We start from the raw sequence: 21,309 nt of genomic DNA, 5'->3' as shown, positions 1-21,309 counted from the left end.
CAGCAGCACGGGACTGGAGCGACGCACATGCCGGAAACGGACCGGAGCAAGATCGGGGCAGACGCAGTGGCCCGTTCCGAGCAGAACATGCCCGAATGGATCGACGTCTTTGCACTGTGTGCCGACGCCACCCGGATGAAGATCCTTATTGCCATGCACGCAGCCCCCGACTCCTCGGTGAGCCAATTGGCCGCCGCTACCGCGTTGGGTGCCAACACGGTGACCCAGGCCTTGGCCACCTTGCACAAGGCAGCAGTGGTCAGTGTGCGCACCGACGGCCGCTACCGCCGCTGGACGCTGAGCAATCCAGAGGTCCACCGGCTGCTTCACCAAATGCAGGCACCTCATTCTGACTTGCACCCCGAGCACCCGCAGCACTAAACCAGCAGGAATCGCCCGGCGCGGCAATCAAAGATTGTGCGAGATGACATGGCGCAACGGGACAAGCGCGTACGCTGTAGCCCGTGAACACCAAGTCCTCTAGCAACTCGCTGCCGGTCCCGTTCCGCTGGCTGTGGGCCGGTGCCAGCGTCAGTAACCTCGGTGACGGGATGCTGCTAGCCGCAGGTCCGCTGCTGGTCACCACCATCAGCCGCGACCCGTTGGCTGTTGCCCTGGCGCCCTTTGCGCAGCAGATCCCGTGGGTGCTCTTCGGGCTTCTCGCCGGTGCCGTCGTGGACAGGGTTGACCGGCGCAAGCTCATGATCCTGGTAAACCTCTTGCGGATGCTGGCGCTCATCGGCCTGGCCTTGGTCATTTTTTCCGGGGCCTTGAGCCTGCCGGTGCTCTATGGCTGCCTATTTGTGCTGGGAACAGCCGAGGCCTTTGCGGATAACGCGTCCACCTCGCTGATCCCCTCATTGGTGCCAAGCCGCCAACTGGGGCTGGCCAACTCACGGCTATTTGGCACCATCACGGTGACCAACCAACTAGCGGGCCCGCCGCTTGGTGCCGTGCTCTTTGCCCTCGGTTACGCACTTCCCTATGCGGGGTTCGCGGCATTGCTGGCGATCGCGGTGGTGCTCTACTCGCGGGTTGCAGTCCCGTTGCCTCAGGCAGGGAGCGTCCCGGCGGCCAAGGCCTCGATGTTGCGTGAAATCCGCGAGGGCCTTGGCTGGATGCGCCGACATTTCGCGGTGCGCACCTTGGCCATCTTGATCACCACCTTCAACGTCACCTTCGGGGCGACGCTGGCGATGCTGGTGCTCTATGCCACTGGGCAGCTGGGGCTCGGCGACGTCGGATACGGCCTTTTGCTGAGCGCCAGTGCCGTGGGCGGCATTATTGGGTCGTTGCTGTTCCCATGGCTTGAACGCAGGTTCAGCTACGCCACGCTGCTGCGGACGGGGTTGGTTCTGGAGACCTTCACCCACCTTGCCCTAGTGCTCACCCACCAGGCATGGGTGGCGATGGGCGTCCTGTTCCTCTTCGGGGCCCATACCCTGGTCTGGGGCTCGGTATCCTCCACGGTGCGCCAACGCCTGGTGCCTGACCGGCTGCGCGGCCGGGTTAACTCGGTGTACATGCTCGGTGGCGTGGGAGGAATCGCACTGGGTTCACTGCTGGGCGGTGTGCTGGGCCAGGCCTTCAGCTACCGGGCACCGTTCTATGCGGGGTTCGTCGGCTCATTGATCATCCTGCTGCTTGTCTGGAAATCCATGACGCACATTGCTGCAGCCAGCAGAGGCCAGGAAACCAGCTAGGTGACGGCGCCGAGGATGGTTCCCGGGTCTTGCCTTCGCTGAACGGCTAGGCTCTATGCTGGCGGAAAGACACGGCAGGCAGAAGAAAAAGAGGGAGATACACGGTGCTTGTAAGCAATGCCCGGCCTTGGGGCCAAGAGGCAGTTGACCTGGAGATCACTGATGGGCTGATCAGCGCCGTCACTCCGCACGATCCACACCTCCCCGACGCCGGGGTGGTTGATGGCCGCGGCCGGCTTGCCATTCCGGGGTTTTCCGATGTCCATGTGCATCTTGACTCGACCCGTATCGGGTTGCCGTTCCGCGCACATACCGGGAGCCCCGGTGTCTGGGGCATGATGCTCAACGACCGCAACAACTGGCGTGATGCCGAGGTGCCACTGCCCGAGCGGGTTGCCGGGACCCTCGAGCGGATGATTGCCTACGGCACCACACGGGTGCGTAGCTACGCGCAGATCGATGCCAACTGCAAGCTTGAAAAGTTTGAGGCCGTCCTGGCGGCCAAGGAAAAGCACGCAGCCGGCGCCGAGGTGCAGATCATGGCATTCCCGCAGGCCGGGTTGCTGCGTGAACCGGGCACCGTGGCCTATATGGAAGAAGCACTGAAGCTCGGAGCCACCGTGATGGGCGGGATCGACCCCTGCGAACTGGACAGGGACCCGGTCCAGCACCTGGACATCGTGTTCCGGTTGGCCGAAAAGCACCAGGTGGACATTGACATCCACCTTCACGAGCCCGGGCATCTTGCGCATTTCAGCACCGAGCTCATCCTGGAGCGAACCAGGGCCTTGGGTATGGAGGGCAGGGTGACGCTATCGCACGCTTACGAGCTGGGAAACGTTTCCGAGGCGGCCACGGCCCGGGTCATGGAGGCGATGAGCGCCCTGGATATCTCGTGGGCGACAATCGCCCCCGCCACCAAGGGAAAGCAGTTCAACCTGGCAGCAATGACCGAGGCAGGCATCCGTGTAGGGCTGGGCCAGGACGGCCAGCGGGACTACTGGAGCCCCTACGGGGACTGTGACATGCTCTCGCGCACGTGGCAATTGGCCTTTACCCATGGGCTCAGACAGGACGAACTGATTGAGCATGCTGCGGCCATCGCCACCTGGGGCGGGGCAAGCATCATGGACCCGGGCCTTCGCCGGTTGCGTTCAACCAGCGAGCGTCCGGGCTTCAATGTGGGAGACCGTGCGGACATTGTCTTGCTTGCCGGGGAAACGGTGACCAGCGCGGTGATGGACCGCGGCACCGACCGCACCGTCATCCATGACGGCCGTGTCGTGGCGGACCAGCTCGAACTTCTCTAGCAGGTCGTGACCTTGGTACGGGGACGGCCGCGCACCCTCAGGGTCCGGCCACCACGAGACGTCGCGATGCAATCAGTCCTCGTGCGGTCCGGAGTCCATGGTTTCGCCGCTGGGACCTTCCTGGAGCTCTGCCAGGAGGCTGGCCACCGACGTGTGCTCCATGTCCGGGCGGAACGGGAACAATGCGACATCGGCGGGTTTGGTGATCCCCGTGTGCACCAGGATGGTCAACAGCCCGGCCTCCATGCCGGCAATGATGTCGGTGTCCATGCGGTCACCGATCATTGCCGTGGTTTCGGAATGCGCGTCGATCCGGTTCAACGCCGAACGGAACATCATCGGGTTTGGCTTGCCCACCACGTAGGGCTCGCGGTTGGTGGCCTGGGTGATCAAGGCCGCCACTGACCCGGTGGCGGGAAGCAACCCCTCGGGGGAAGGGCCGGTGGCATCGGGGTTGGTGGTGATGAACCGCGCGCCGGCGGCAATCAACCTGATCGCCCTGGTGATCGCCTCGAACGAGTACGTGCGGGTTTCACCCAACACCACGTAGTCGGGATCTTGGTCCGTGAGGATGAACCCGGCGTCGTGCAGGGCGGTGGTCAGTCCGGCCTCTCCGATCACGAAGGCCCGCCCGCCCGGACGCTGCCGTCGCAGGAACTCAGCCGTGGCCATGGCAGAGGTCCAGATATTCGCTTCGGGGATATCAAGTCCGGAGGTCAACAGCCGCGCTCGCAGGTCGCGGGGGGTGTAGATCGAGTTGTTGGTCAGCACCAAGAACCGCTTGCCGGTGGCGACCCAGTGCGCAATCAACTCTGCTGCCCCGGGGATGGCATGGTTCTCGTGGACCAGCACCCCGTCCATGTCCGTGAGCCAGCATTCAAGGTCGTGGACGTTGCGTGCTTCATGCGTTGGCACGAGTGGGTGTTCCCTTCAATAGATAACCTGCGATGACCAAGTCTTTCAGGTTCCATGGCCCTGTACGAAGCCTGCAGGCGCCTATAACCAATTGTTCTTCTTGAAGATGACAAATAGACCGACGCTGAGGCCCACCATCAGGGCAAGCGCCGCCGGGTAGCCAAACCTGAAGTCCAACTCGGGCATGTTGGCGAAGTTCATCCCGTAGATGCTGCCGATCAAGCTTGGTGCAAAGAGGATCGCCGCCCAGGAAGAGATCTTCTTCATCTGCTCGTTTTGGTTCACGCCTGCCTCTGTTGCTTGCTGCGAGGCGAGGGTCGAGGAAAGCGAGAGCAAGTTGGTCAACAGGGCCCGGAACGCTGCAACGCGTTCGGCCACGCGAAGTGCGTGGTCCTGGACATCCATGAGCTTTCGGTCAAGTTCCACGGATTCCTCCGGTGTGAGGTCCGCGAGCTTCATGTCTGAGCGAAGCCGCTCCAACACCCCGTCCAGTGGCGCAACGGCCCGCTGGAACTCTATGACCTCTCGGGAAAGTTCGTAGATCCGCCGCGAAACATCGGTCTTCCCGGAAAAGAGCTGGTCCTCGATCTCATCGATGTCATTGCCCAACCCATTGGCAACCGGCTCGTACTCGTCGATGACCTGGTCGAGTACCGCGTAGAGGACGGCTTCCGGGCCGATGGCCAACAGCTCGGGATCCCCCTCGAGACGCTTGCGGACCTCTGCGATCTTGGGGGATTCAGCGTGCCTGACGCTCACCACGAATCGCGATCCAACGTAGACGTGGAGTTCCCCGAACTCGACCTTTTCCACATCGTCGAGGTATCGCGCCGGGCGCAGGACGACAAAGAGGTGATCGCCGTAGTGTTCAAGTTTCGGACGTTGGTGTCCGGCGAGCGTATCCTCGACCGCCAGTTCGTGGAGTCCCAGTTCCTCCGCGACTTCGCGCATTTCCTGCTCATTCGGGCGATAAAGGCCAAGCCATCCCATGCCACCGGATTCGCTCATGGACTCGAAGGTGGAGTTGAGGTCCGGAGGATGGATCACGCGCTTGCCCTGAACGTAAATCGCATTGTCAATTATGGGCATGGCCCCTCCTCGCGTAACCGGACGGGAGAATCCCCGACGGACCAAAAGTGCTTTAGTTCAGTTTGCCATCATCAGGGGCGATGCGAGCACCGATACAACTTTCCCGGGGGCGGTGTCCTGCGGGAGAAACCGTCATGGGAACAATGGCGACTATCCTTGGGGAGTGACTTCTGCCGTGAACCCCACTGAGCCTCAGACCCTCGAATACGACCCCGTCCATGAAGAACGCCCGGAGGTGGGGGTCGGCCCGTGGGGAGGCGAGCCGCCGGTCGGGGACCACTACGACCCCGAGCTCCTGGGGTCGGGGGATAGGCGCAACGTCGCCGACAAATACCGCTACTGGTCAATGGAGGCGATCATCGCCGACCTAGATACGCGCCGTCACGACTTCCACATCGCCATTGAGAACTGGCAGCACGACATGAACATCGGCACCGTGGTGCGTACCGCCAACGCCTTCCTGGCCAAGGAAGTGCACATCATCGGACGCCGGCGGTGGAACAAGCGCGGTGCCATGGTCACCGACCGCTACCAGCACGTCCGCCACCACCCCACCGTGGAAGAATTCGTTGCCTGGGCCCAGGGTGAAGGCCTTGTGATCATCGGGATCGACATCTTCCCGGATTCGCAAAAGCTGGAAACCTACGAATTGCCGCGCAACTGCGTGTTGGTCTTCGGCCAAGAGGGGCCAGGGCTCAGCGAAGAAATCCACCGCAGCGCCGAGACGACCCTCTCGATCGAGCAATTCGGTTCCACGCGCTCGATCAACGCCGCTTCCGCTGCGGGAATTGCGATGCATGCGTGGGTGCGGCGCCACGTTTTCAACCAGTCCGTCTAGCCGCAGTTATCCCTTTGGCCAGAAAGCCAAACGTTTAGGCAATGCCCCCTGTTCGGCCCACGCCACGTACGTTGCCGTGGAGCCCAGGCCTCCGGCACTGGAACCAAGCCGACGCAACGATGGCCCACCGCCCGGCGGCAAGCAAAGGCCGCAGGGCAACGGCCAACATCTTGGATACGGGCACCGGAGCGCAACGCCGGTGAACAAGCACCCGGTCAACCACTATCTCCACTTGCCCAAACGGCGCGAGCTGCGCTGCAAGCCCAAGGACCCCATATCCGTGGTGCTGGGGGATCACGGTACTGGCCACACCCGTCCTTTGGCTCTCTCCGGCCCACCCGAGTCCAATCACCGGGGCCGTCTGCAACGAAAAAGCGGAAACAAGCTATGCCCGGCTCCCAAGAAAGAGCCGACAGCCTGACTGAGCTCGACATCCGAACCAAGCGAGGAAACCCCGGCGGCGGATAGCATCGCCCCCACCGTGCCTCAGGAAGCATTGCCGAGCAAGGCTCCAGACCCGGGGCCCGAGGAGCCATCCACGGGCAGCAACCCGGGCCAAAGCGACGGGGGCAGTACCCTCTCCACGGCGTAATCGCATGCCGAATCCACCTAGGGCTACATCAGGGCAAGTGCATCCGGGAGGTGATGGCGAGTCGGCCTACAGGCACGTAACCGCCATGGATACTGCATCGGTCGACGCGGAAGCGGCAACAATTTGCCGCGTAGGCGGATCTTCCCTTTATTCCTCCGCGTGGGTGCGTTACGGTGATGCCTAAGCGATCGGTTGCTTGGGGTGACACGAACGCGTAGATGGCTCGGGACGGACCGTGATCCTTACCTCGCTGCCTAAAACTTCAGGGTCGAGGTAGCGGGGGGTTGTGGCCTTTGAAAAAGCATCAGGTGAATCGGGGATGGCCGCCGAACGCCACCGGCAAGAAATCTCCGAGTATTCCTGCTCTGGGCCTCGTTTTGGCCGCCACCATGGCATTGTCCGGGGCCTCAGGACTCGGCGGCGCCGTGGACCAGCTCGCACCGCAGGCGATCGCCGCGCCGATGCAGGCGTCGGAGGACTACGTGGCGCCCGTCACCGTTTCATTGCTCAGCGGCGTGGACGCCATTAATTGGCAAGCGCCGGACATCACCAGCATTGCGGCAGACGGCCAATGGGAAACAGGGCGTTCGGCACTTTTCAATTCGGGAAATCCCGGTTCGGCGCCGCGCGCCGCCGGGCGGAATGCCGTGGGCGTCTTGGTAGGCCAGAACATGGGCCGGCTTGGGACGCTGCCGGGAAACCTCCGGCTGATACACCCGGTCACCTCCCGGCACATCACCAGCCCGTATGGCTGGCGGAACAATCCGACAGGTCCCGGAACCCAGATCCATATCGGCCAGGACTATGCCATCCCGTGCGGGTCCCCGGTGTATGCATCGGCAGATGGCACAGTCATCCAATCCGCCTGGGCAGGACACTCGGGCATGCGCGTCACTCTTGATAACGGGTCTTCGGTGCGCACCGGGTACAGCCACAACTCGAAACTCATTGCCAAGGTGGGGGAGAAGGTCAAACAGGGTCAACTCCTTGCATTGAGCGGCACGACGGGAAACTCCACCGGCTGCCACGTGCACTTCGAAGTGATCATCAATGGGCGCTGGAACGACCCTCGGAACTTCCTGCCCCCGATCTCGGGCCAGCCCAATCCCATGATCGATTCGCGCCGCACCACCATCGCGGCAGAACCTATTCGTAACGCCGGAGCACCCGTGGCCGAGGCCCGGGGGCGCCAGGAGCGTCCGGACGCGGCCCCCAAGACACACGTTGCAAGCCCGGAGCCAGCAAGTACCCGGACACCAAGCGCCACGCCGACGAAGACCCGGTCCCACGTCAAGCCGCGTCCGATGATCGACCCGGCGCCGAGCACAAACCCCGCCCCGAGCAGCAAGCCGACGCCAAGCAGCAAGCCAGCTCCGCAGCATACCGCTTCGCCCAAACCCACGCATCCATCACCGCCGTCGAAGACCCCGCCTGCTCCCGATTCGAGCCCGGAACCCACCGCTTCGGCGCCGACTCCAGCACCCAGGACACCGGCGCCAAGCACATCGCCGCCGGAAGGCAACAAGCCGCCAAGAATCACGGAGCCCACGCCGGAGCCAGAGGAACCCAGTGCGGTTCCAACCGGTCAGGCAGAGCTGCCACCGAGCGCGGAGCCAACGGAGCCCAAGGCTGGAGACCCGACTCCGGAGGAGGATAAATGCGAGCCGCTCAAGCCCGACCTGAAGAAGGAAGCGAAACCGGAGAAAGAGGCGCAGGATCCAAATGACGCCCCGGAAAAGATTGCTGAGCCCCAATGTGAAACGGACTTGGCGCAATGCAATCCAGCCGAAGGCGCAGTGACACGTGAATCGGCGCCAGCAGCCCTTTCGGTGCTGTTGTGTCAGCCCGCGAGCGATCCAGCACACAAGTAGATAGGATGGGAGTAGCCAACGAGGTCTACTCCCCACACATTCCTTATCTACATAGGAGTTAGTATGCCCATCGCAACCCCGGAACAATACAATGCCATGATCGATTCCGCGAAGGCGGGCGGATACGCCTACCCCGCAGTGAATGTAACGTCGTCGCAGACACTGAATGCCGCGATACGCGGTTTCGCAGAAGCAGGATCCGACGGAATCATCCAGGTCTCCACCGGCGGTGCCGCCTACTGGTCGGGCTCCTCCGTCAAGAACATGGTCACCGGTTCACTGGCTTTCGTGGCTTTTGCGCGCGAAGTGGCCAAGGACTACGGCGTCAAGATTGCCCTGCACACAGACCATTGCCCGGCGGACAAGCTTGATGACTTCGTGCTGCCGCTGCTTGCAGCGTCGGAGGCCGAAGTGGCCGCAGGCCGCAACCCGTTCTTCAACTCTCACATGTGGGATGGCTCTGCCGAGACCCTCGAAGAGAACCTGCGCATCGCTGCCCAGCTTCTCCCGCGTTCGGCAGCAGCAAAGCAGATCCTCGAGGTCGAGATCGGCGCCGTCGGCGGCGAAGAAGACGGCGTGGAAAACGCCATCAACGACAAGCTCTACTCCACCGTTGAAGACGCGCTGGCCACGATCGACGCACTGGGCACGGGCGAACAGGGCCGTTACATGACGGCACTGACCTTCGGCAACGTGCACGGTGTCTACAAGCCGGGCAACGTCAAACTCCGCCCCGAGCTGCTCAAGGACATCCAGGAGAAGGTCGGTGCAAGGCTCGGCAAGGCCAACCCGTTTGACCTTGTCTTCCACGGTGGGTCCGGTTCCTCGGAGAAGGAAATCTCCGACGCGGTTTCCTACGGTGTCATCAAGATGAACATCGACACCGATACCCAGTACGCCTTCACCCGACCGATCGTTGGACACATGTTCTCCAATTACGACGGGGTGTTGAAGATCGATGGAGACGTCGGCAACAAGAAGACCTACGACCCGCGCGTCTGGGGTGCCAAGGCCGAAGAGTCGATGGCCGCCCGCATTGTCGAGGCTGCACAGCAGCTCGGTTCGGCCGGAAAGGCACTGAAGTAAACATGGCAGAACTTGGAGCAAACCTGCTTGGTATCCCCGCAACCCTGTTGCCGGAAGAAACCGAGGTCAACTCACGTTTGGAAGCCGGTGACGAGGCGGTGGACATCGCCGCAGCTTTCCCGGCGTCCTCCACGGGATGGGCGCTGCTGGCGAACGAAGCGCATGCCGAAGGCCACGTCGTGGAGTCCTATGCCTATGCGCGTGTTGGCTACCACCGCGGGCTCGATTCCCTGCGCAAGGCCGGCTGGCGAGGCCAAGGGCCGGTTCAGTGGACCCATGAGCCCAACCGCGGTTTCCTGCGTGCGCTGTATGCACTGCAGCGCGCCGCGGCGGCGCTCGGCGAGGCCGAGGAAGTCGACCGCATCGGCCGTTTCCTCAACGACTCGGATCCGCTGGCCGCTGCGGCCATCGAGGCCGAATAGCCTTCGGGCACCATCGACGAGCCAGCCATGGGGGCTGTTCGTGCAAGCCCATGGTTTGCACGAACAGCCCCCATGGCTTTAATCGTTCTTGGGCCAGCCTGGATAGGCCTTAGTGGAAGCAGCCGGGGCACGATCAGCAAACAGGCGTGGAGCGTGCAGCTTCTAGACATTTCATTTTGCGCCGCAGCGTGACACGATTTGGCTATGACACAGTTTCAGGCTTTAGATGTTCAGGAGCTGATTCACCTCTCGGTGCCACGGGTGTGGGAACTGCTCACCGATTGGGCCGCGGCCCCTGAGTGGATGCCCGGGGTTGATTGGATGGAAGCCGAACAGCTCACCGGCCCCGGGACCGTGCTTGACTACCGTTGCGGCCCACACGAGCGCCAATTGCTCATTACCGATGTGCGCGAGGAGGATTCCATAACCCTGTCCTCCGGTGGAGGGGACATCACCGTGCTGTATACCTATTTGCTCACTGAGGAGTCGGAGCAAGCATGCGTGCGGCTGACCATCAGCGTCCAGGCGGCCGAGGGTCTTCGGGACGAGGTTGGGGGCTTGCTCTCGGCAATCGCCGATTCCGAGGCCAGCACCTTGAAGACGTTGCGGGCATATGCCGAAGCCGCCCCGTAGGAGCAGCCCTTGCGCCACCACCGGTGGTTCATCCTTGCTTGGCGGGGGACAGGTGCTCGAAGACGATGTTGGTTTGCGTTGAGGAAAAGGCGCGATTCCCGCCCAGGTGCGCAGCCACGAAGTCCCGCAGGGCTTCGATGGATTCGGTGATGACGTGGACCATGATGTCCGGTGTTCCGCCGAGTACGAAGACGTCCTGGACCTCCGGAAGCCCACGCAGGATGCGTGCTGCTTCAAGCATTGCGTTGCGGGCTTCGGGGCTGACCACGACCGAGACCATGGCTGCGATGCGCAGCCCCAGTTTGGCCGGATCGATGTCTGCGTGGAACCCCCGGATCACCCCGGCATCCTGAAGTGCGCGGACCCGGCCCAAGCAGGTGGAGGGTGCAACCCCTGCGCGTGAAGCTAAGAGGTTGTTGGGCATCCGCGCATCTGCACTGAGCTCGGCAAGGATCCTCAAGTCCACGTCGTCGAGCCGAACACTATTCTGATGGGCGTCGTGATTTTTGATCGATGCAGAATTCAGCACGATAAACTCCTAGGATTTCGATCACTTATTCAGAAGTGTATCTACTGGAGCACTAATAATTCTATGATGAGAGTTCCGGCGGTGTCCGCTGAATCAGCCATCCGGCCCCGCCACGCATTCCAGAAAGGTCATCGACCCCAAACATGAGTACATCCACCCAGTTGGACCGCGCCAGTCTCCAGGCAGCCGACGCAACGGATCCGTTGGCTTCCTTTCGCGACCGCTTCTCGCTCCCGGAAGGCGTGATCTACCTTGATGGGAATTCGCTTGGCCCGCTGCCCATTGGCGCTGCCGAGCGCGCGGCCGAGGTCATCAACAACCAATGGGCCCACGGTCTTATTCGTTCATGGAACACGGCGGGCTGGTTCGACCTGCCAACGCGACTGGGGGACACGCTCTCCAAGCTCATTGGTGGCAACGACGGCGAAACGGTGGTCACTGATACCACCAGCCTGAATTTGTTCAAGGCGCTTGCCTCCGCCGTCCGCATCCAGCAGCAAGACGCCCCGACCCGGCGCGTCATCCTAACCGAACGTGACAATTTCCCCACCGACATCTACATTGCCGAAGGCATCAGCGACTTCCTGAACTCGGTCAACGCGGAAACCGGCACGCATTACGAGATCCGTCTGATCGATGAGGACCTCTCGCTTGAGCGGGCCCTTGATGATTCGGTGGCCGTGGTGTCACTTTCGCATGTGAACTACCGCACCGGGGCGATGTGGGACATGGAAGCCGTCACCGCCGCAGCGCACAAATCGGGGGCTCTGATCGTCTGGGACCTCGCGCATGCCGCCGGGGCGGTGCCGGTGGACCTCAACGGAGCCAACGCCGACTACGCGGTGGGTTGCACGTACAAGTACCTCAACGGCGGCCCGGGCTCCCCGGCATTCATCTGGGTCAACTCCCGCCACCAAGGACGCTTCTGGCAGCCACTGACTGGATGGTGGTCCCACGCCTCGCCGTTCGAGATGGAAGAAAGCTACACCGCTGCCAATGACGTCCGCCGATTCCTGTGCGGAACGCAGCCGATCACCTCCATGGCGATGATCGAATGCGGGCTGGACGTTGCGTTGGACGCAGATATCGAGACAGTACGCGCGAAGTCACTTTCCTTGGCAGACCTCTTCATTGCCCTGGTGCGCCAACGTTGTGGTGGGTTTGGCCTCGAACTGGTTACGCCGGAGAACCACGCTGAACGCGGCAGCCACGTCAGTTTCCGCCATCCCGAGGGCTACGCGATCATCCAAGCCCTGACCGACCGGGGCGTCATCGGGGACTACCGGGAACCGGAGGTGCTGCGCTTCGGCCTCACCCCGTTGTACCTTTCCTTCACCGACATCTGGGACGCCGTGGAAATCCTGCGCGATGTCCTCGAGGCCCGGGACTGGGACGTGCCGGCGTATCGCACACGCCACGCCGTGACCTAGTACAACTAGCGCGCTCGGGTTGTTCCGGCCCCGAACCTCAAGGTTCGGGGCCGGAAGACTGTTCCGTGGTGCTCGCCCATGCCTGTGAGTGGGTCCAGCGAACGGTTCAGCGCATAGAATCTTCCCCGGTGCCCAACTCGAAAGGAACGATGTGGCGAAGCTGTACTTCCGTTATGGAGCGATGAACTCCGGCAAGTCCACCGGATTGCTCCAGACTGCATTCAACTACGAAGAGCGCGGCCAACGTGTTCTTTTGACGAAACCCGGGGTCGACACCAAGGGCGATTCGCGCATCATGTCCCGCCTGGGAATGAGCCGCGATGTCGATTTCCTGATCCCGCCTACGGCAAACGTGCGGGAGCTGTTTACGCGAATGGCCGCGGGCGATGATCCCGATGCGTTGCTGCAGCACGTCGATGCGCCCCCGGTGGCTTGCGTGCTGGTCGACGAGGCCCAGTTCCTGACCCCCGGACAGATCGATGACCTCTTCCGCATCGCCGTACTGGACAACGTACCGGTCCTTGCCTACGGGATCCGATCCGATTTCCGAACCCATGCCTTCCCGGGTTCCGCCCGCCTACTGGAGATTGCGCATTCCCTCGAGGAGCTCAAGACGATTTGCCGTTGCGGCCGCAAGGCAGTGTTCAACACCCGCAGATCCGGAGAGCGGATCACCTTTGACGGAGACCAGATAGCGATCGACGGCGACGAGGTCTGGTACGAATCGCTGTGCGGCTCTTGCTACCTGGAAGCTTCCGGCGGGCGTCTGGGAAGCTAGGCCGCGTTGGCCGGATGCTCCATGGCCAGCCCTTGAAGGATCACACGGATGCCGTATTCGAATGCCTCTTGGCCCAGTTCGTCCGGCGCTGAGTCTGTTTCCGGCCCGCCGGCCAGTGCCTGGAATTCCTGGTGCGCCGCAATGGAACCCAGCAGGTGGTTGAGCAACAGGTGCCGTGCATAGGGGACCTCGTGCGGCGGGATGCCGGCGAGTTCCAAAAAATCCATCAGCCAGCCCAGCGGAGCCAGCGCATCGGGCCGCATCGACTGTGCCAGCTGGATCACCTCGGCCGAGTCCGGGACGGTGATCAAAGCGGTGCGCAATTGTTGGAGCAAGGACGCAATGGCCAACGGGATCGCTCCTGCTGTCGGGGTCGCCGGCCGCGGCACGGATCCCAGCAACTTGGCAGCCACATCAACAAGTAGCTCCTGCTTGGATTTCACGTGCCAGTACAGTGCGCCGACTTGCACATTGAGTTCCCGCGCGAGCCGACGCATCGACAGATCCGCCAAGCCGAATTCGGAGAGGACGCCCACGGCTGTGTCAATAAGTTGCTCACGAGTCAGGGCCATGGAACCCAGTCTATGGCGGCAACGGATATAACCGCCTCCGGCACGGCCGCCCCAGAACACACAGCTTGCCTTCGACCAAGACGATGATCTATTTTCTGGATCGACTGGAAATCTTCTTCGCGTCATCGGTGAGCGGTCTCTTGGCCGCGACACGGGGCCGCTTTATTGCCCGGCGCTTCGCTGGCAGTCTAAAATTTTTGGACATTCGCACAGGATCGCAGCGCAGGGGGAACGTTCCTGGTGCCGTTTTGGTGGTTGCGCATCAGGCATCAGGGCCGTGATCCCGACGTCGTTGGGGAAAGCCCTGCGTCCAAACCTCTCGACGAAACACCCAAAGGGGAGTTTGATGGGGTCATGAGTATGCAATTCCCAACACCAGAGGCCATGAACGAGTTCCAACGGCTCGCCCGCGCCTTGCTCGGCGAGGACGTGGAAGTCGGAAAGATGTTTGGCAAGGATGCCTTGAAGTACGGGTCCAAGGCGATTGCCTGCCTGCTCGAAGACTCCATGGGGTTCAAGGTCGGGCGTGACAGCGAATCCATGGCCACCGCCATGAGCTATCCTGGAGCCGTCCTTTTCGATCTCTCCGGCCAAGGCCGGCCATACCGTGACTGGGTGTCGGTCCCCGAAAGTTCATTGGAACACTGGGAGTCACTCATGCGGGCCGCATTAAATGCGGCGATCAAGGCAGAAGGCGAGCCCCAAAAGGCCTAAATCCACTCATCGATGCTTCATCGGGTAAACTCGTGAGGTAAGAGCCCCTTATTGTTCTTCCTGATCCATGCTTGGGCCAATCGAAGAGCGAGGGGCATTTCTGCGCCCGGCACCGCCGGGACCCGGCATTGCGCCGGCCGCGCTGAATCGAGCAAGGGGGAGGATCCCATGCCAGCAATCGTGATCGTCGGAGCCCAATGGGGCGACGAAGGCAAGGGCAAGGCCACAGATCTTTTGGGTGGCCAGGTCGACTACGTAGTCAAGCCAAACGGCGGCAACAACGCCGGACATACGGTCGTCGTTGGCGGTGAAAAGTATGAGCTCAAGCTCCTTCCCGCCGGAATTCTTTCGCCCAACGCGATCCCGATCATCGGCAACGGCTGCGTCGTGAACCTTGAGGCGCTCTTCGAAGAGGTCGACGGACTCGAAGCACGCGGAGCAGACACCTCCAAGTTGCGGGTTTCGGCCAACGCACACCTGGTCGCCCCGTACCACCAGACCATGGACAAGGTCACCGAACGTTTCCTGGGCAAGCGTGCCATCGGCACCACTGGCCGCGGCATCGGCCCGGCCTACATGGACAAGATCGGACGCCTCGGCATCCGTGTCCAGGACGTCTTCGACGAATCGATCCTGCGCCAAAAGGTCGAGGGTGCACTGCGCCAGAAGAACGAACTCCTGGTCAAGGTCTACAACCGTCGCAGCGTCGAGATCGACGAGATCGTCGAGTACTTCCTGTCTTTCGCCGAACGGCTGCGTCCGATGGTCATCGACGCCACCCTTGAGCTGAACAACGCATTGGATGCCGGCAAGGTCGTGCTCATGGAAGGCGGCCAGGCAACGTTCCTCGACGTCGACCACGGCACCTACCCGTTCGTCACTTCGTCGAACCCGACCGCCGGCGGAGCATCCGTGGGATCGGGCATCGGCCCGACCCGGATCAGCCGGTCGATTGGCATCATCAAGGCCTACACGACTCGTGTTGGTGCCGGGCCGTTCCCCACCGAATTGTTTGATGACATAGGTGAATACCTGCAGAAGACGGGTGGCGAATTCGGTGTGAACACCGGACGGCCACGTCGCTGCGGCTGGTACGACGCGGTCCTGGCACGCCAGGCCTCGCGCGTGAACGGCTTTACCGACTACTTCGTCACCAAGCTCGACGTACTGTCGAACATCGAGAAGATCCCGGTGTGCGTGGCCTATGACGTGGATGGGGTGCGCCACGACGAAATGCCGATGACGCAAACCGATTTTCACCACGCCAAGCCGATCTTCGAGTACTTCGATGGCTGGACCGAGGACATCACCGGTGCCCGGACAATGGAGGACCTGCCGGAAAACGCGCGTAACTATGTGCTGGCGCTCGAGGCCATTAGCGGGACCCGCATCTCGGCTATCGGTGTTGGACCGGATCGCGAACAGACGATCGTTCGCCACGACCTGATCAACGACTGACACCAAACACACGCCAAGGGCGTGGTGCTGACACCGGGCGGATGGATTTTCGCTGGTACCGGCATCACGCCCTTGGTGTTTTCAGCGTTCTGTCGCGGTGTGCGCCCCGGGCTTGCGCCGGGCGGCCCGGCTGACCTCGAGCGAACCGAGCCAACCAATGGCCAGGCAAACGGCAGCGGCGACCATTGCGGCTTGGACACCGGTGGTAAATGCGTCGGACATGACCCCAGCGACCTGTGCGGTGTGCTCGCCGAATTCCGCGCCGGCATCGGTGTGCAGCACCAGCGGGATCAACCCGCCGGCGGAGTCGCTGAGGCGTTGTGCCCAGTCGGTGGCGTTGATCCCCGGCAGGGCCAACACCCCCAGGTTCGTTACCGCCGCATGGGTCGTGGCGATGGCAAGCACACTGCCGGCAATCGCGGTGCCGAACCCGGCGCCCAGCTGCCGCACGGTGCTTTGGGTTGCCGAGCCCTGCCCCGAGGCGCTGGTTGGAATGTCTCGCAGCACGGTGCTGGTCAGTTGCGCGGAGGCCAAGCCGAGTCCCAGTCCGTAGAGCACCAGGAACGCCACCAGCGGTAGCAAGGGTGCCCCGGCCCCCAGGACCAGCACGAGAGCCACGACGCCCACGATCTCCATGCCCAACCCGAGCACTACGACCCGGTCGGCTCCCAGTCGTTCGGCCAGGTGCCGGGCCATCGCACCGGAGAGGAACGCGCCGGCCGCCATGCCCGCCAGGATCAAACCGGCACCCATGGGATCGGTGCCCAGGACGTTGATCAAGTACAGCGGCAAAACCAGCAGCAGCCCGAACTCGCCCATGGCCACCATGGTGGCCGTGGCGTTTCCCCAGGAGAACGTCGAATAGGAGAAGAGTGATAGGTCGAGCAACGTGCTTTGGTTCTTCCTCGCCCGTCGCAGCTCCCAGCCGATGAATGCACCCAGGCAGGCCAGGGCCATCACGCCCAGGACCGGGATCAGTGACACGGCGGCATCGGCCGGCCAATGCAACGGGCCGACATCGACCCCGGTGCGAGGTCTGAGCCAACCCCAGCTCGGGCCCTCGATCAGCACGAACACCAGCAGCCCGAACCCCACCGCGCTGATCAGCGCGCCCAGTATGTCAGCTCCGCGATTGGCCTGGGCCTCCCGGGTTTCCGGAACGTAGCGCCAGATCCCCAGGATGACCAACACCCCCAGGGGCAGGTTCACCCAGAAGATCCAACGCCAATCAAGATAGGTGGTGAACGCCCCGCCTGCCAGCGGGCCGATGGCCGCGGCACCGGACATGACAGCGCCCCAGACGCCAAAGGCCGCCGCGCGTTCCTTGCCCCGGAAGATGGAGTTCATGCTCGAGAGCGTCGAGGGAAGCACCGCGGCCCCGCCGATGCCCTGGATTGCGCGTGATGCGATCAACGGCCCGGGCCCGGAGGCCAATGCGGCACTGAGGCTGCCGAGAACGAAGAGCCCGACGCCCAGGGCCAACAGGCGTCGTCGTCCCACCCGGTCCCGAGGCGACCGGCGGTCATCAGCAATGCCGCCAAGACCACGGAGTAGAGCGAATTGATCCATTGGGCCTGTGTCAGGTCCATGTCCAGGTCCTGGATCATGCTGGGCAGTGAAACCCCGACGATGGTTCCATCGAGCACGATCAACGCCAGGGCTCCAGCAAGGACAGCCAGCGCCAACCACTTTTTTTCGGGTTTCCTCGTCACAATTCTCAGGCTACGGCGAAAACCGGAGCAATGGATCCACCGGATGGGTGATTGTCGTTAGGCTGGTTCCAAGCACTCCGCAACGAAGGGAATCGCCATGAAGGTCAGCGTTGGTCAGTTCGCACCCACCGGCTCCGTCACCGACAACTTGGAAACCATTGAACGGTTGGTAGCCCAGGCGAAGGCCGAGGACGCCGACCTAGTGCTGTTCCCCGAAGAAGCGATGCTGGCTGTTTCCAAGGTCACCGGTCCCTTGAATGCCGCCATCGAGGGAAACTGGACCAAGTTCGTCCAGAAGCTTTCCTTCTTGGCCGCCGAAAACAGCGTTGCCATCGTGGCCGGCGGATACGAGCAAAGCGACGACGACCTGCCCTACAACACCTTGGCGGTGCTGGCGGCCGACGGTGCAATCATGGGCACCTACCGCAAAATCCACCTCTATGACGCTTTTTCCTACCAGGAGTCCCGGTCGATCAAGGCCGGAGACGTCGGCCAGATCCCGGTCTTTGAGATTGCAGGACTGCAGGTCGGCGTGCTGACCTGCTACGACTTGCGTTTCCCTGAAGTTGCCCGAAGGCTGGTCAACGCCGGCGCCGAGGTCTTGCTGGTTCCGGCCGCCTGGTTCAAGGGCGAGCACAAGATCGAGCACTGGGAAACGCTGTTGCGGGCACGCGCCATTGAAAACACGGTGTGGGTTGCCGCGGCCGGCACCAGCTCCAGCCACACCATCGGCCACTCGGCGATCCTTGACCCCATGGGAGTGCCGATCGAGTATCTGGGCGATGACGCGGAGGCCCTGGTGACCGCCGATGTCACCCGTCGCCGCATCGACGAGGTGCGGGAGTACCTGCCGGTGCTGGCCAACCGCCGGCTCTAGGCAGTCCGATACCGCCACGGGAGGCAGCTAGGAACCGGGCCAATTTCACACTTTTCCGCATATACGCGGCGGACCCCGCGCACTAGTGTTGACTCTCGAAGCAACCGTCAAGAGGCAGGATCAGCAGTGGGAAATTCAGACACACAAATGACCGAATCGATCATCGAGGCCTGGGCCGATGCAACGGCCCAGGCCTACAACGACTCGTTGACCGGACTGGATCTTTCCCGGGTTCTGGCGGCCGTGCGGGCGTTCATCGAGCTTTACGGACAGAGCAAGACCCTGACGTTCAATACCGAATACGCGCCCACCGACCACTTCGAGGAGCACCCGGCAGTCGCCATCGCCCTGATCCTGGACACGCCAGAGGCCGTGGAGCAGCTCGGAGACGAGGAAGAAGAGACGCTCGAGGACATCCTGGGCTTCGTCGAGGCCTGGGCCGAGTTCGACGCGAACCAGCAGCCCTCCCTCGGGGTGTCCGAGGCCGATGACGAGGAGGACGCCGCGTGGTAGGAATCCTGCACGGCTAAGAGCTGCGTGTCGCGAGACACCTGTCGCGGGGACAAGAAGGGTCAGTGCCCGTCGGGTACCGACCCTTCTTGCCTGATGCGCACAGGCTCAGGCGAGCAGTTGCCGCTTGGAGGAAATGACTCCGGTGTTGAATCCGGCCAGGCGCAGCCCACCGTGGAATCGGGCATGCTCGATCTTCACGCAGCGGTCCATGACCACGTTTATGCCGTTGGCCTCGGCCTTTGCCGCAACCTCCTCGTGCCAGGAACCCAGCTGCAGCCACAGGGTCTTGGCCCCCACAGCCAACGATTCGTCCAGCACGCCGAGCAAATCGTCGTACTTGCGGAACACCTCGACGAGGTCCGGGACCTCGGGCAGGTCGGCAAGTGACTTGTAGACCGGCTGGCCCAGGATCTCATTGAGCACCGGGTTCACGAAGTAGACCTTGTACTTCGAAGAGGAAAGCAGGTACGTGGCCACGAAGTAGCTGGCACGTGAAGGCTTGTTCGATGCTCCAACGATCGCGATCGAGGTAGTGGTGCGCAACAGTTCCAGGCGTTCGGCGGCGTTCGGTCCGACCCAGTTGCGGGTTTCGATGGCGTTGGACATCAGTTGGCTCCCGTCATGGCCGCTGGGCGGGCGGCATCAATGGAGCATGCCGCCCCTTCACGGGCTTCCTGCTCCGGGGCATCGGCCACCCGTTGTGAGGCGGTCAGTGCCTGGTCCAGGTCCCAGAGGATGTCTTCGATGTCCTCCAAGCCAACCGAGAGGCGGATCAGGTCCTCCGCGACGCCGGCGGCTGCCAGCTGCTCGGTACTGAGTTGTTGGTGTGTGGTGGATGCCGGGTGCAGCACCAAGGTGCGAACATCCCCGATGTTGGCCAGGTGGCTGGCCAGCTGCAGCGCTTCGATGAATGCGGTCCCGGCGGCGCGGCCGCCCTTGACCCCGAAACTGAAGACCGAGCCGACGCCCAGGGGCAGTAGCTCCTTGGCCCGCTTGTGGTGCGGGTGCGATTCCAGGCCAGCGAAGTTCACGTAGCTGATGCGTTCATCGGCGGCGAGCCATTTGGCCACGGCTTTGGCGTTGGTCAGGTGCGAGTCCATGCGTTGGGGCAGGGTCTCTACGCCCTGCAGCAGCTGGAACGCGGACTGGGCCGGCAATGCCGGGCCGATGTCGCGCAGCTGCTCGCTGCGCAGCTTGGTCAAGAAGCCGTACTCGCCGAAGTTATCCCACCAGGAGACATTCCCGTAAGCGGCGACCGGTTCGGTCATCGTGGGGAAGTTGCCGTTGCCCCAATTGAACGTTCCGGCCTCCACCACGACCCCGCCAAGGGTGGTCCCATGGCCGCCAAGGAACTTGGTGGCGGAGTGGATCACGATATCCGCTCCATGTTCGATGGGCCGCAACAAGTAAGGAGGGGTCAGCGTGGAGTCGACGACCAGGGGGATGCCCGCTGCCTGCGCCACCTCGGCCAGGCCCTTGAGATCAGCGATGTCACCCGAGGGGTTGGCCACCACCTCGGTGTACAGCGCCTTGGTGTTTTCCCGGATGGCCGCGGCGAACTCCGCCGGATCGGTGGAATCGATGAACGTGGTTTCCACGCCGAATCGGCGCAAGGTCACATCCAGCTGGGTGATGGTGCCGCCGTAGAGCTTGGAGGAAGCCACGATGTGGTCCCCGGCCCCGGCCAATGCTGCGAAGGTGATGAACTCCGCTGCCATACCCGAGCCGGTGGCAACCGCGCCGATTCCGCCTTCGAGGGACGCGATGCGCTCCTCGAAAGCGGCCACGGTCGGGTTGCCGATGCGTGAGTAGATGTTGCCGTACTTTTGCAGTGCAAAGAGGTTGGCGGCGTCGTCGGAGTCTTTGAAGACAAACGAGGTGGTCTGGTAGATCGGGACGGCGCGGGAACCGTGCTCGGCATCCGGAGTGCCGCCGGCATGCAGTGCGCGCGTGCGGAACCCAAAAACGTGTTCTGTCATGGTCGGTGGCTGACTCCTTGCGTGAACGGGCGCGCCGACTTCACTGCCAGTGCAGTGCAGGCGCCCGTTATATCGGTGGTGGGTGGCTGACCTGTTCCCGGGTTCAATGCGGCGCCGCCATGGATCACGGCGGTGCCAAAGATTGCTTGCGCATTCTCCATCGTTTCTGGCGGTAGCACCTTGTCCACCGGAGTGTGGAAGGTTGCTGCGGCGTCATTGAACCAGATCTCTCGGCCGCTCGGGATGGTCATCGTCATTCCATTGTGGCAACAAAACCGTTGTTGTCCA

At 62.6% G+C, this 21,309-nt stretch carries 22 protein-coding genes and 1 riboswitch; of the genes, 14 read left to right on the top strand and 8 right to left on the bottom strand.

The genetic code is table 11. The features are described from left to right. The first annotated feature begins 27 nt into the window (after positions 1-27). The 3 genes from ABEA12_RS01775 to ABEA12_RS01765 all read left to right on the top strand — a co-directional run bounded on the left by ABEA12_RS01775 (position 28) and on the right by ABEA12_RS01765 (position 3,013). A complete protein-coding gene (locus ABEA12_RS01775; protein ID WP_210102151.1) occupies positions 28-381 on the top strand; it encodes an ArsR/SmtB family transcription factor in 354 nt (117 codons plus the stop codon). A gap of 83 nt (positions 382-464) precedes the next feature. Further along, the gene (locus tag ABEA12_RS01770) at positions 465-1,703 is read left to right on the top strand and encodes an MFS transporter (RefSeq protein WP_210102150.1); all 1,239 of its coding nucleotides are present in this window, start codon (positions 465-467) and stop codon (positions 1,701-1,703) included. Between the two features lie 104 nt (positions 1,704-1,807). Further along, complete coding sequence (locus ABEA12_RS01765; RefSeq protein ID WP_210102149.1) at positions 1,808-3,013, top strand: amidohydrolase family protein; 1,206 nt, start codon at positions 1,808-1,810, stop codon at positions 3,011-3,013. Between the two features lie 72 nt (positions 3,014-3,085). On the opposite strand, the gene ABEA12_RS01760 is transcribed toward ABEA12_RS01765, so the two are convergent. Together ABEA12_RS01760 and ABEA12_RS01755 are read right to left on the bottom strand one after the other, a co-directional pair. Next, positions 3,086-3,874 carry an HAD-IIA family hydrolase gene (locus ABEA12_RS01760; RefSeq protein WP_210102691.1) on the bottom strand — a complete coding sequence of 263 codons (789 nt, stop codon included), beginning with the start codon at positions 3,872-3,874 and terminating at the stop codon, positions 3,086-3,088. A 135-nt stretch (positions 3,875-4,009) separates the two neighbouring features. After that, complete coding sequence (locus ABEA12_RS01755; protein ID WP_210102148.1) at positions 4,010-5,017, bottom strand: magnesium and cobalt transport protein CorA; 1,008 nt, start codon at positions 5,015-5,017, stop codon at positions 4,010-4,012. 175 nt (positions 5,018-5,192) lie between these two features. Between ABEA12_RS01755 and ABEA12_RS01750 the strand changes: the two genes are divergently transcribed. The 5 genes from ABEA12_RS01750 (at position 5,193) to ABEA12_RS01730 (ending at position 10,459) form a co-directional block, all read left to right on the top strand. Next, positions 5,193-5,855, top strand: a complete 663-nt coding sequence (locus tag ABEA12_RS01750; RefSeq protein ID WP_345466069.1) for a TrmH family RNA methyltransferase — start codon at positions 5,193-5,195, stop codon at positions 5,853-5,855. Between the two features lie 900 nt (positions 5,856-6,755). Further along, positions 6,756-8,318 carry a M23 family metallopeptidase gene (locus tag ABEA12_RS01745; protein ID WP_345466066.1) on the top strand — a complete coding sequence of 521 codons (1,563 nt, stop codon included), beginning with the start codon at positions 6,756-6,758 and terminating at the stop codon, positions 8,316-8,318. A 63-nt stretch (positions 8,319-8,381) separates the two neighbouring features. Beyond that, positions 8,382-9,404, top strand: a complete 1,023-nt coding sequence (gene fbaA / locus ABEA12_RS01740) for a class II fructose-bisphosphate aldolase (protein ID WP_210102146.1) — start codon at positions 8,382-8,384, stop codon at positions 9,402-9,404. Positions 9,405-9,406: 2 nt separating this feature from the next. Continuing rightward, entirely contained in the window at positions 9,407-9,826 is a 420-nt protein-coding gene (locus ABEA12_RS01735; protein WP_210102145.1) for a DUF3151 domain-containing protein, read from the top strand. A gap of 204 nt (positions 9,827-10,030) precedes the next feature. After that, complete coding sequence (locus ABEA12_RS01730) at positions 10,031-10,459, top strand: SRPBCC family protein (RefSeq protein WP_210102144.1); 429 nt, start codon at positions 10,031-10,033, stop codon at positions 10,457-10,459. 28 nt (positions 10,460-10,487) lie between these two features. Here the strand turns inward: ABEA12_RS01730 and ABEA12_RS01725 are convergent, their stop codons facing one another. Beyond that, on the bottom strand, positions 10,488-10,988 hold the full coding sequence (locus ABEA12_RS01725; protein ID WP_210102143.1) for an Lrp/AsnC family transcriptional regulator: 501 nt from the start codon (positions 10,986-10,988) through the stop codon (positions 10,488-10,490). Between the two features lie 143 nt (positions 10,989-11,131). Here ABEA12_RS01725 and kynU point away from each other — a divergent pair, with 143 nt between their 5' ends. Together kynU and ABEA12_RS01715 are read left to right on the top strand one after the other, a co-directional pair. Beyond that, on the top strand, positions 11,132-12,418 hold the full coding sequence (gene kynU, locus ABEA12_RS01720) for a kynureninase (RefSeq protein ID WP_210102142.1): 1,287 nt from the start codon (positions 11,132-11,134) through the stop codon (positions 12,416-12,418). Between the two features lie 151 nt (positions 12,419-12,569). Then, positions 12,570-13,196: a thymidine kinase gene (locus ABEA12_RS01715; protein WP_210102141.1), complete on the top strand. Its 627-nt coding sequence runs from the start codon at positions 12,570-12,572 to the stop codon at positions 13,194-13,196. Here the strand turns inward: ABEA12_RS01715 and ABEA12_RS01710 are convergent. Continuing rightward, positions 13,193-13,768, bottom strand: a complete 576-nt coding sequence (locus ABEA12_RS01710) for a TetR family transcriptional regulator (RefSeq protein WP_210102140.1) — start codon at positions 13,766-13,768, stop codon at positions 13,193-13,195. The two genes, ABEA12_RS01715 and ABEA12_RS01710, sit on opposite strands and share 4 nt — an antisense overlap. A gap of 354 nt (positions 13,769-14,122) precedes the next feature. Here ABEA12_RS01710 and ABEA12_RS01705 point away from each other — a divergent pair, with 354 nt between their 5' ends. After that, positions 14,123-14,482, top strand: coding sequence for a hypothetical protein (locus tag ABEA12_RS01705; protein WP_210102139.1), 360 nt, complete (start codon positions 14,123-14,125; stop codon positions 14,480-14,482). 168 nt (positions 14,483-14,650) lie between these two features. Beyond that, entirely contained in the window at positions 14,651-15,940 is a 1,290-nt protein-coding gene (locus ABEA12_RS01700) for an adenylosuccinate synthase (RefSeq protein ID WP_210102138.1), read from the top strand. A gap of 81 nt (positions 15,941-16,021) precedes the next feature. Here ABEA12_RS01700 and ABEA12_RS01695 read toward each other — a convergent pair whose 3' ends face one another. Together ABEA12_RS01695 and ABEA12_RS01690 are read right to left on the bottom strand one after the other, a co-directional pair. Then, positions 16,022-17,440 carry an MFS transporter gene (locus ABEA12_RS01695; RefSeq protein ID WP_345466057.1) on the bottom strand — a complete coding sequence of 473 codons (1,419 nt, stop codon included), beginning with the start codon at positions 17,438-17,440 and terminating at the stop codon, positions 16,022-16,024. Continuing rightward, positions 17,350-17,652: a hypothetical protein gene (locus ABEA12_RS01690; protein ID WP_345466054.1), complete on the bottom strand. Its 303-nt coding sequence runs from the start codon at positions 17,650-17,652 to the stop codon at positions 17,350-17,352. The genes ABEA12_RS01695 and ABEA12_RS01690 overlap by 91 nt, the downstream gene beginning before the upstream one ends. A 97-nt stretch (positions 17,653-17,749) precedes the next feature. On the opposite strand from ABEA12_RS01690, the gene ABEA12_RS01685 reads away from it, so the two are divergent. Continuing rightward, positions 17,750-18,529, top strand: coding sequence for a carbon-nitrogen hydrolase family protein (locus tag ABEA12_RS01685; protein WP_210102137.1), 780 nt, complete (start codon positions 17,750-17,752; stop codon positions 18,527-18,529). A 126-nt stretch (positions 18,530-18,655) separates the two neighbouring features. Next, a complete protein-coding gene (locus ABEA12_RS01680; RefSeq protein ID WP_210102136.1) occupies positions 18,656-19,042 on the top strand; it encodes a hypothetical protein in 387 nt (128 codons plus the stop codon). Between the two features lie 105 nt (positions 19,043-19,147). Here the strand turns inward: ABEA12_RS01680 and ABEA12_RS01675 are convergent, their stop codons facing one another. Further along, positions 19,148-19,648, bottom strand: a complete 501-nt coding sequence (locus tag ABEA12_RS01675; protein WP_210102135.1) for a CoA-binding protein — start codon at positions 19,646-19,648, stop codon at positions 19,148-19,150. Continuing rightward, positions 19,648-21,021: an O-acetylhomoserine aminocarboxypropyltransferase/cysteine synthase family protein gene (locus tag ABEA12_RS01670; RefSeq protein WP_210102134.1), complete on the bottom strand. Its 1,374-nt coding sequence runs from the start codon at positions 21,019-21,021 to the stop codon at positions 19,648-19,650. Before ABEA12_RS01670 ends, ABEA12_RS01675 begins: the two co-directional genes overlap by 1 nt. 154 nt (positions 21,022-21,175) lie before the next feature. Continuing rightward, a riboswitch (SAM riboswitch) is annotated at positions 21,176-21,271 on the bottom strand. Positions 21,272-21,309 lie beyond the last annotated feature (38 nt).

Origin of the sequence: Paeniglutamicibacter antarcticus, from assembly GCF_039544305.1 — a bacterium.
GTDB classification, from domain to species: domain Bacteria; phylum Actinomycetota; class Actinomycetes; order Actinomycetales; family Micrococcaceae; genus Paeniglutamicibacter; species Paeniglutamicibacter antarcticus_C.
Note: the sequence above shows the minus strand (reverse complement) of the source record. Positions and strands in the feature narration are given on the sequence as shown.

Coding starts and splice junctions, on each gene's coding strand:
- ABEA12_RS01760 (WP_210102691.1), bottom strand. CDS start 3,874: ATGGACGGGGTGCTGGTCCACGAGAACCATGCCATCCCCGGGGCAGCA.
- ABEA12_RS01705 (WP_210102139.1), top strand. CDS start 14,123: ATGAGTATGCAATTCCCAACACCAGAGGCCATGAACGAGTTCCAACGG.
- ABEA12_RS01675 (WP_210102135.1), bottom strand. CDS start 19,648: ATGTCCAACGCCATCGAAACCCGCAACTGGGTCGGACCGAACGCCGCC.
- ABEA12_RS01730 (WP_210102144.1), top strand. CDS start 10,031: ATGACACAGTTTCAGGCTTTAGATGTTCAGGAGCTGATTCACCTCTCG.
- kynU (WP_210102142.1), top strand. CDS start 11,132: ATGAGTACATCCACCCAGTTGGACCGCGCCAGTCTCCAGGCAGCCGAC.
- ABEA12_RS01700 (WP_210102138.1), top strand. CDS start 14,651: ATGCCAGCAATCGTGATCGTCGGAGCCCAATGGGGCGACGAAGGCAAG.
- fbaA (WP_210102146.1), top strand. CDS start 8,382: ATGCCCATCGCAACCCCGGAACAATACAATGCCATGATCGATTCCGCG.
- ABEA12_RS01755 (WP_210102148.1), bottom strand. CDS start 5,017: ATGCCCATAATTGACAATGCGATTTACGTTCAGGGCAAGCGCGTGATC.
- ABEA12_RS01670 (WP_210102134.1), bottom strand. CDS start 21,021: ATGACAGAACACGTTTTTGGGTTCCGCACGCGCGCACTGCATGCCGGC.
- ABEA12_RS01710 (WP_210102140.1), bottom strand. CDS start 13,768: ATGGCCCTGACTCGTGAGCAACTTATTGACACAGCCGTGGGCGTCCTC.
- ABEA12_RS01685 (WP_210102137.1), top strand. CDS start 17,750: ATGAAGGTCAGCGTTGGTCAGTTCGCACCCACCGGCTCCGTCACCGAC.
- ABEA12_RS01735 (WP_210102145.1), top strand. CDS start 9,407: ATGGCAGAACTTGGAGCAAACCTGCTTGGTATCCCCGCAACCCTGTTG.
- ABEA12_RS01775 (WP_210102151.1), top strand. CDS start 28: ATGCCGGAAACGGACCGGAGCAAGATCGGGGCAGACGCAGTGGCCCGT.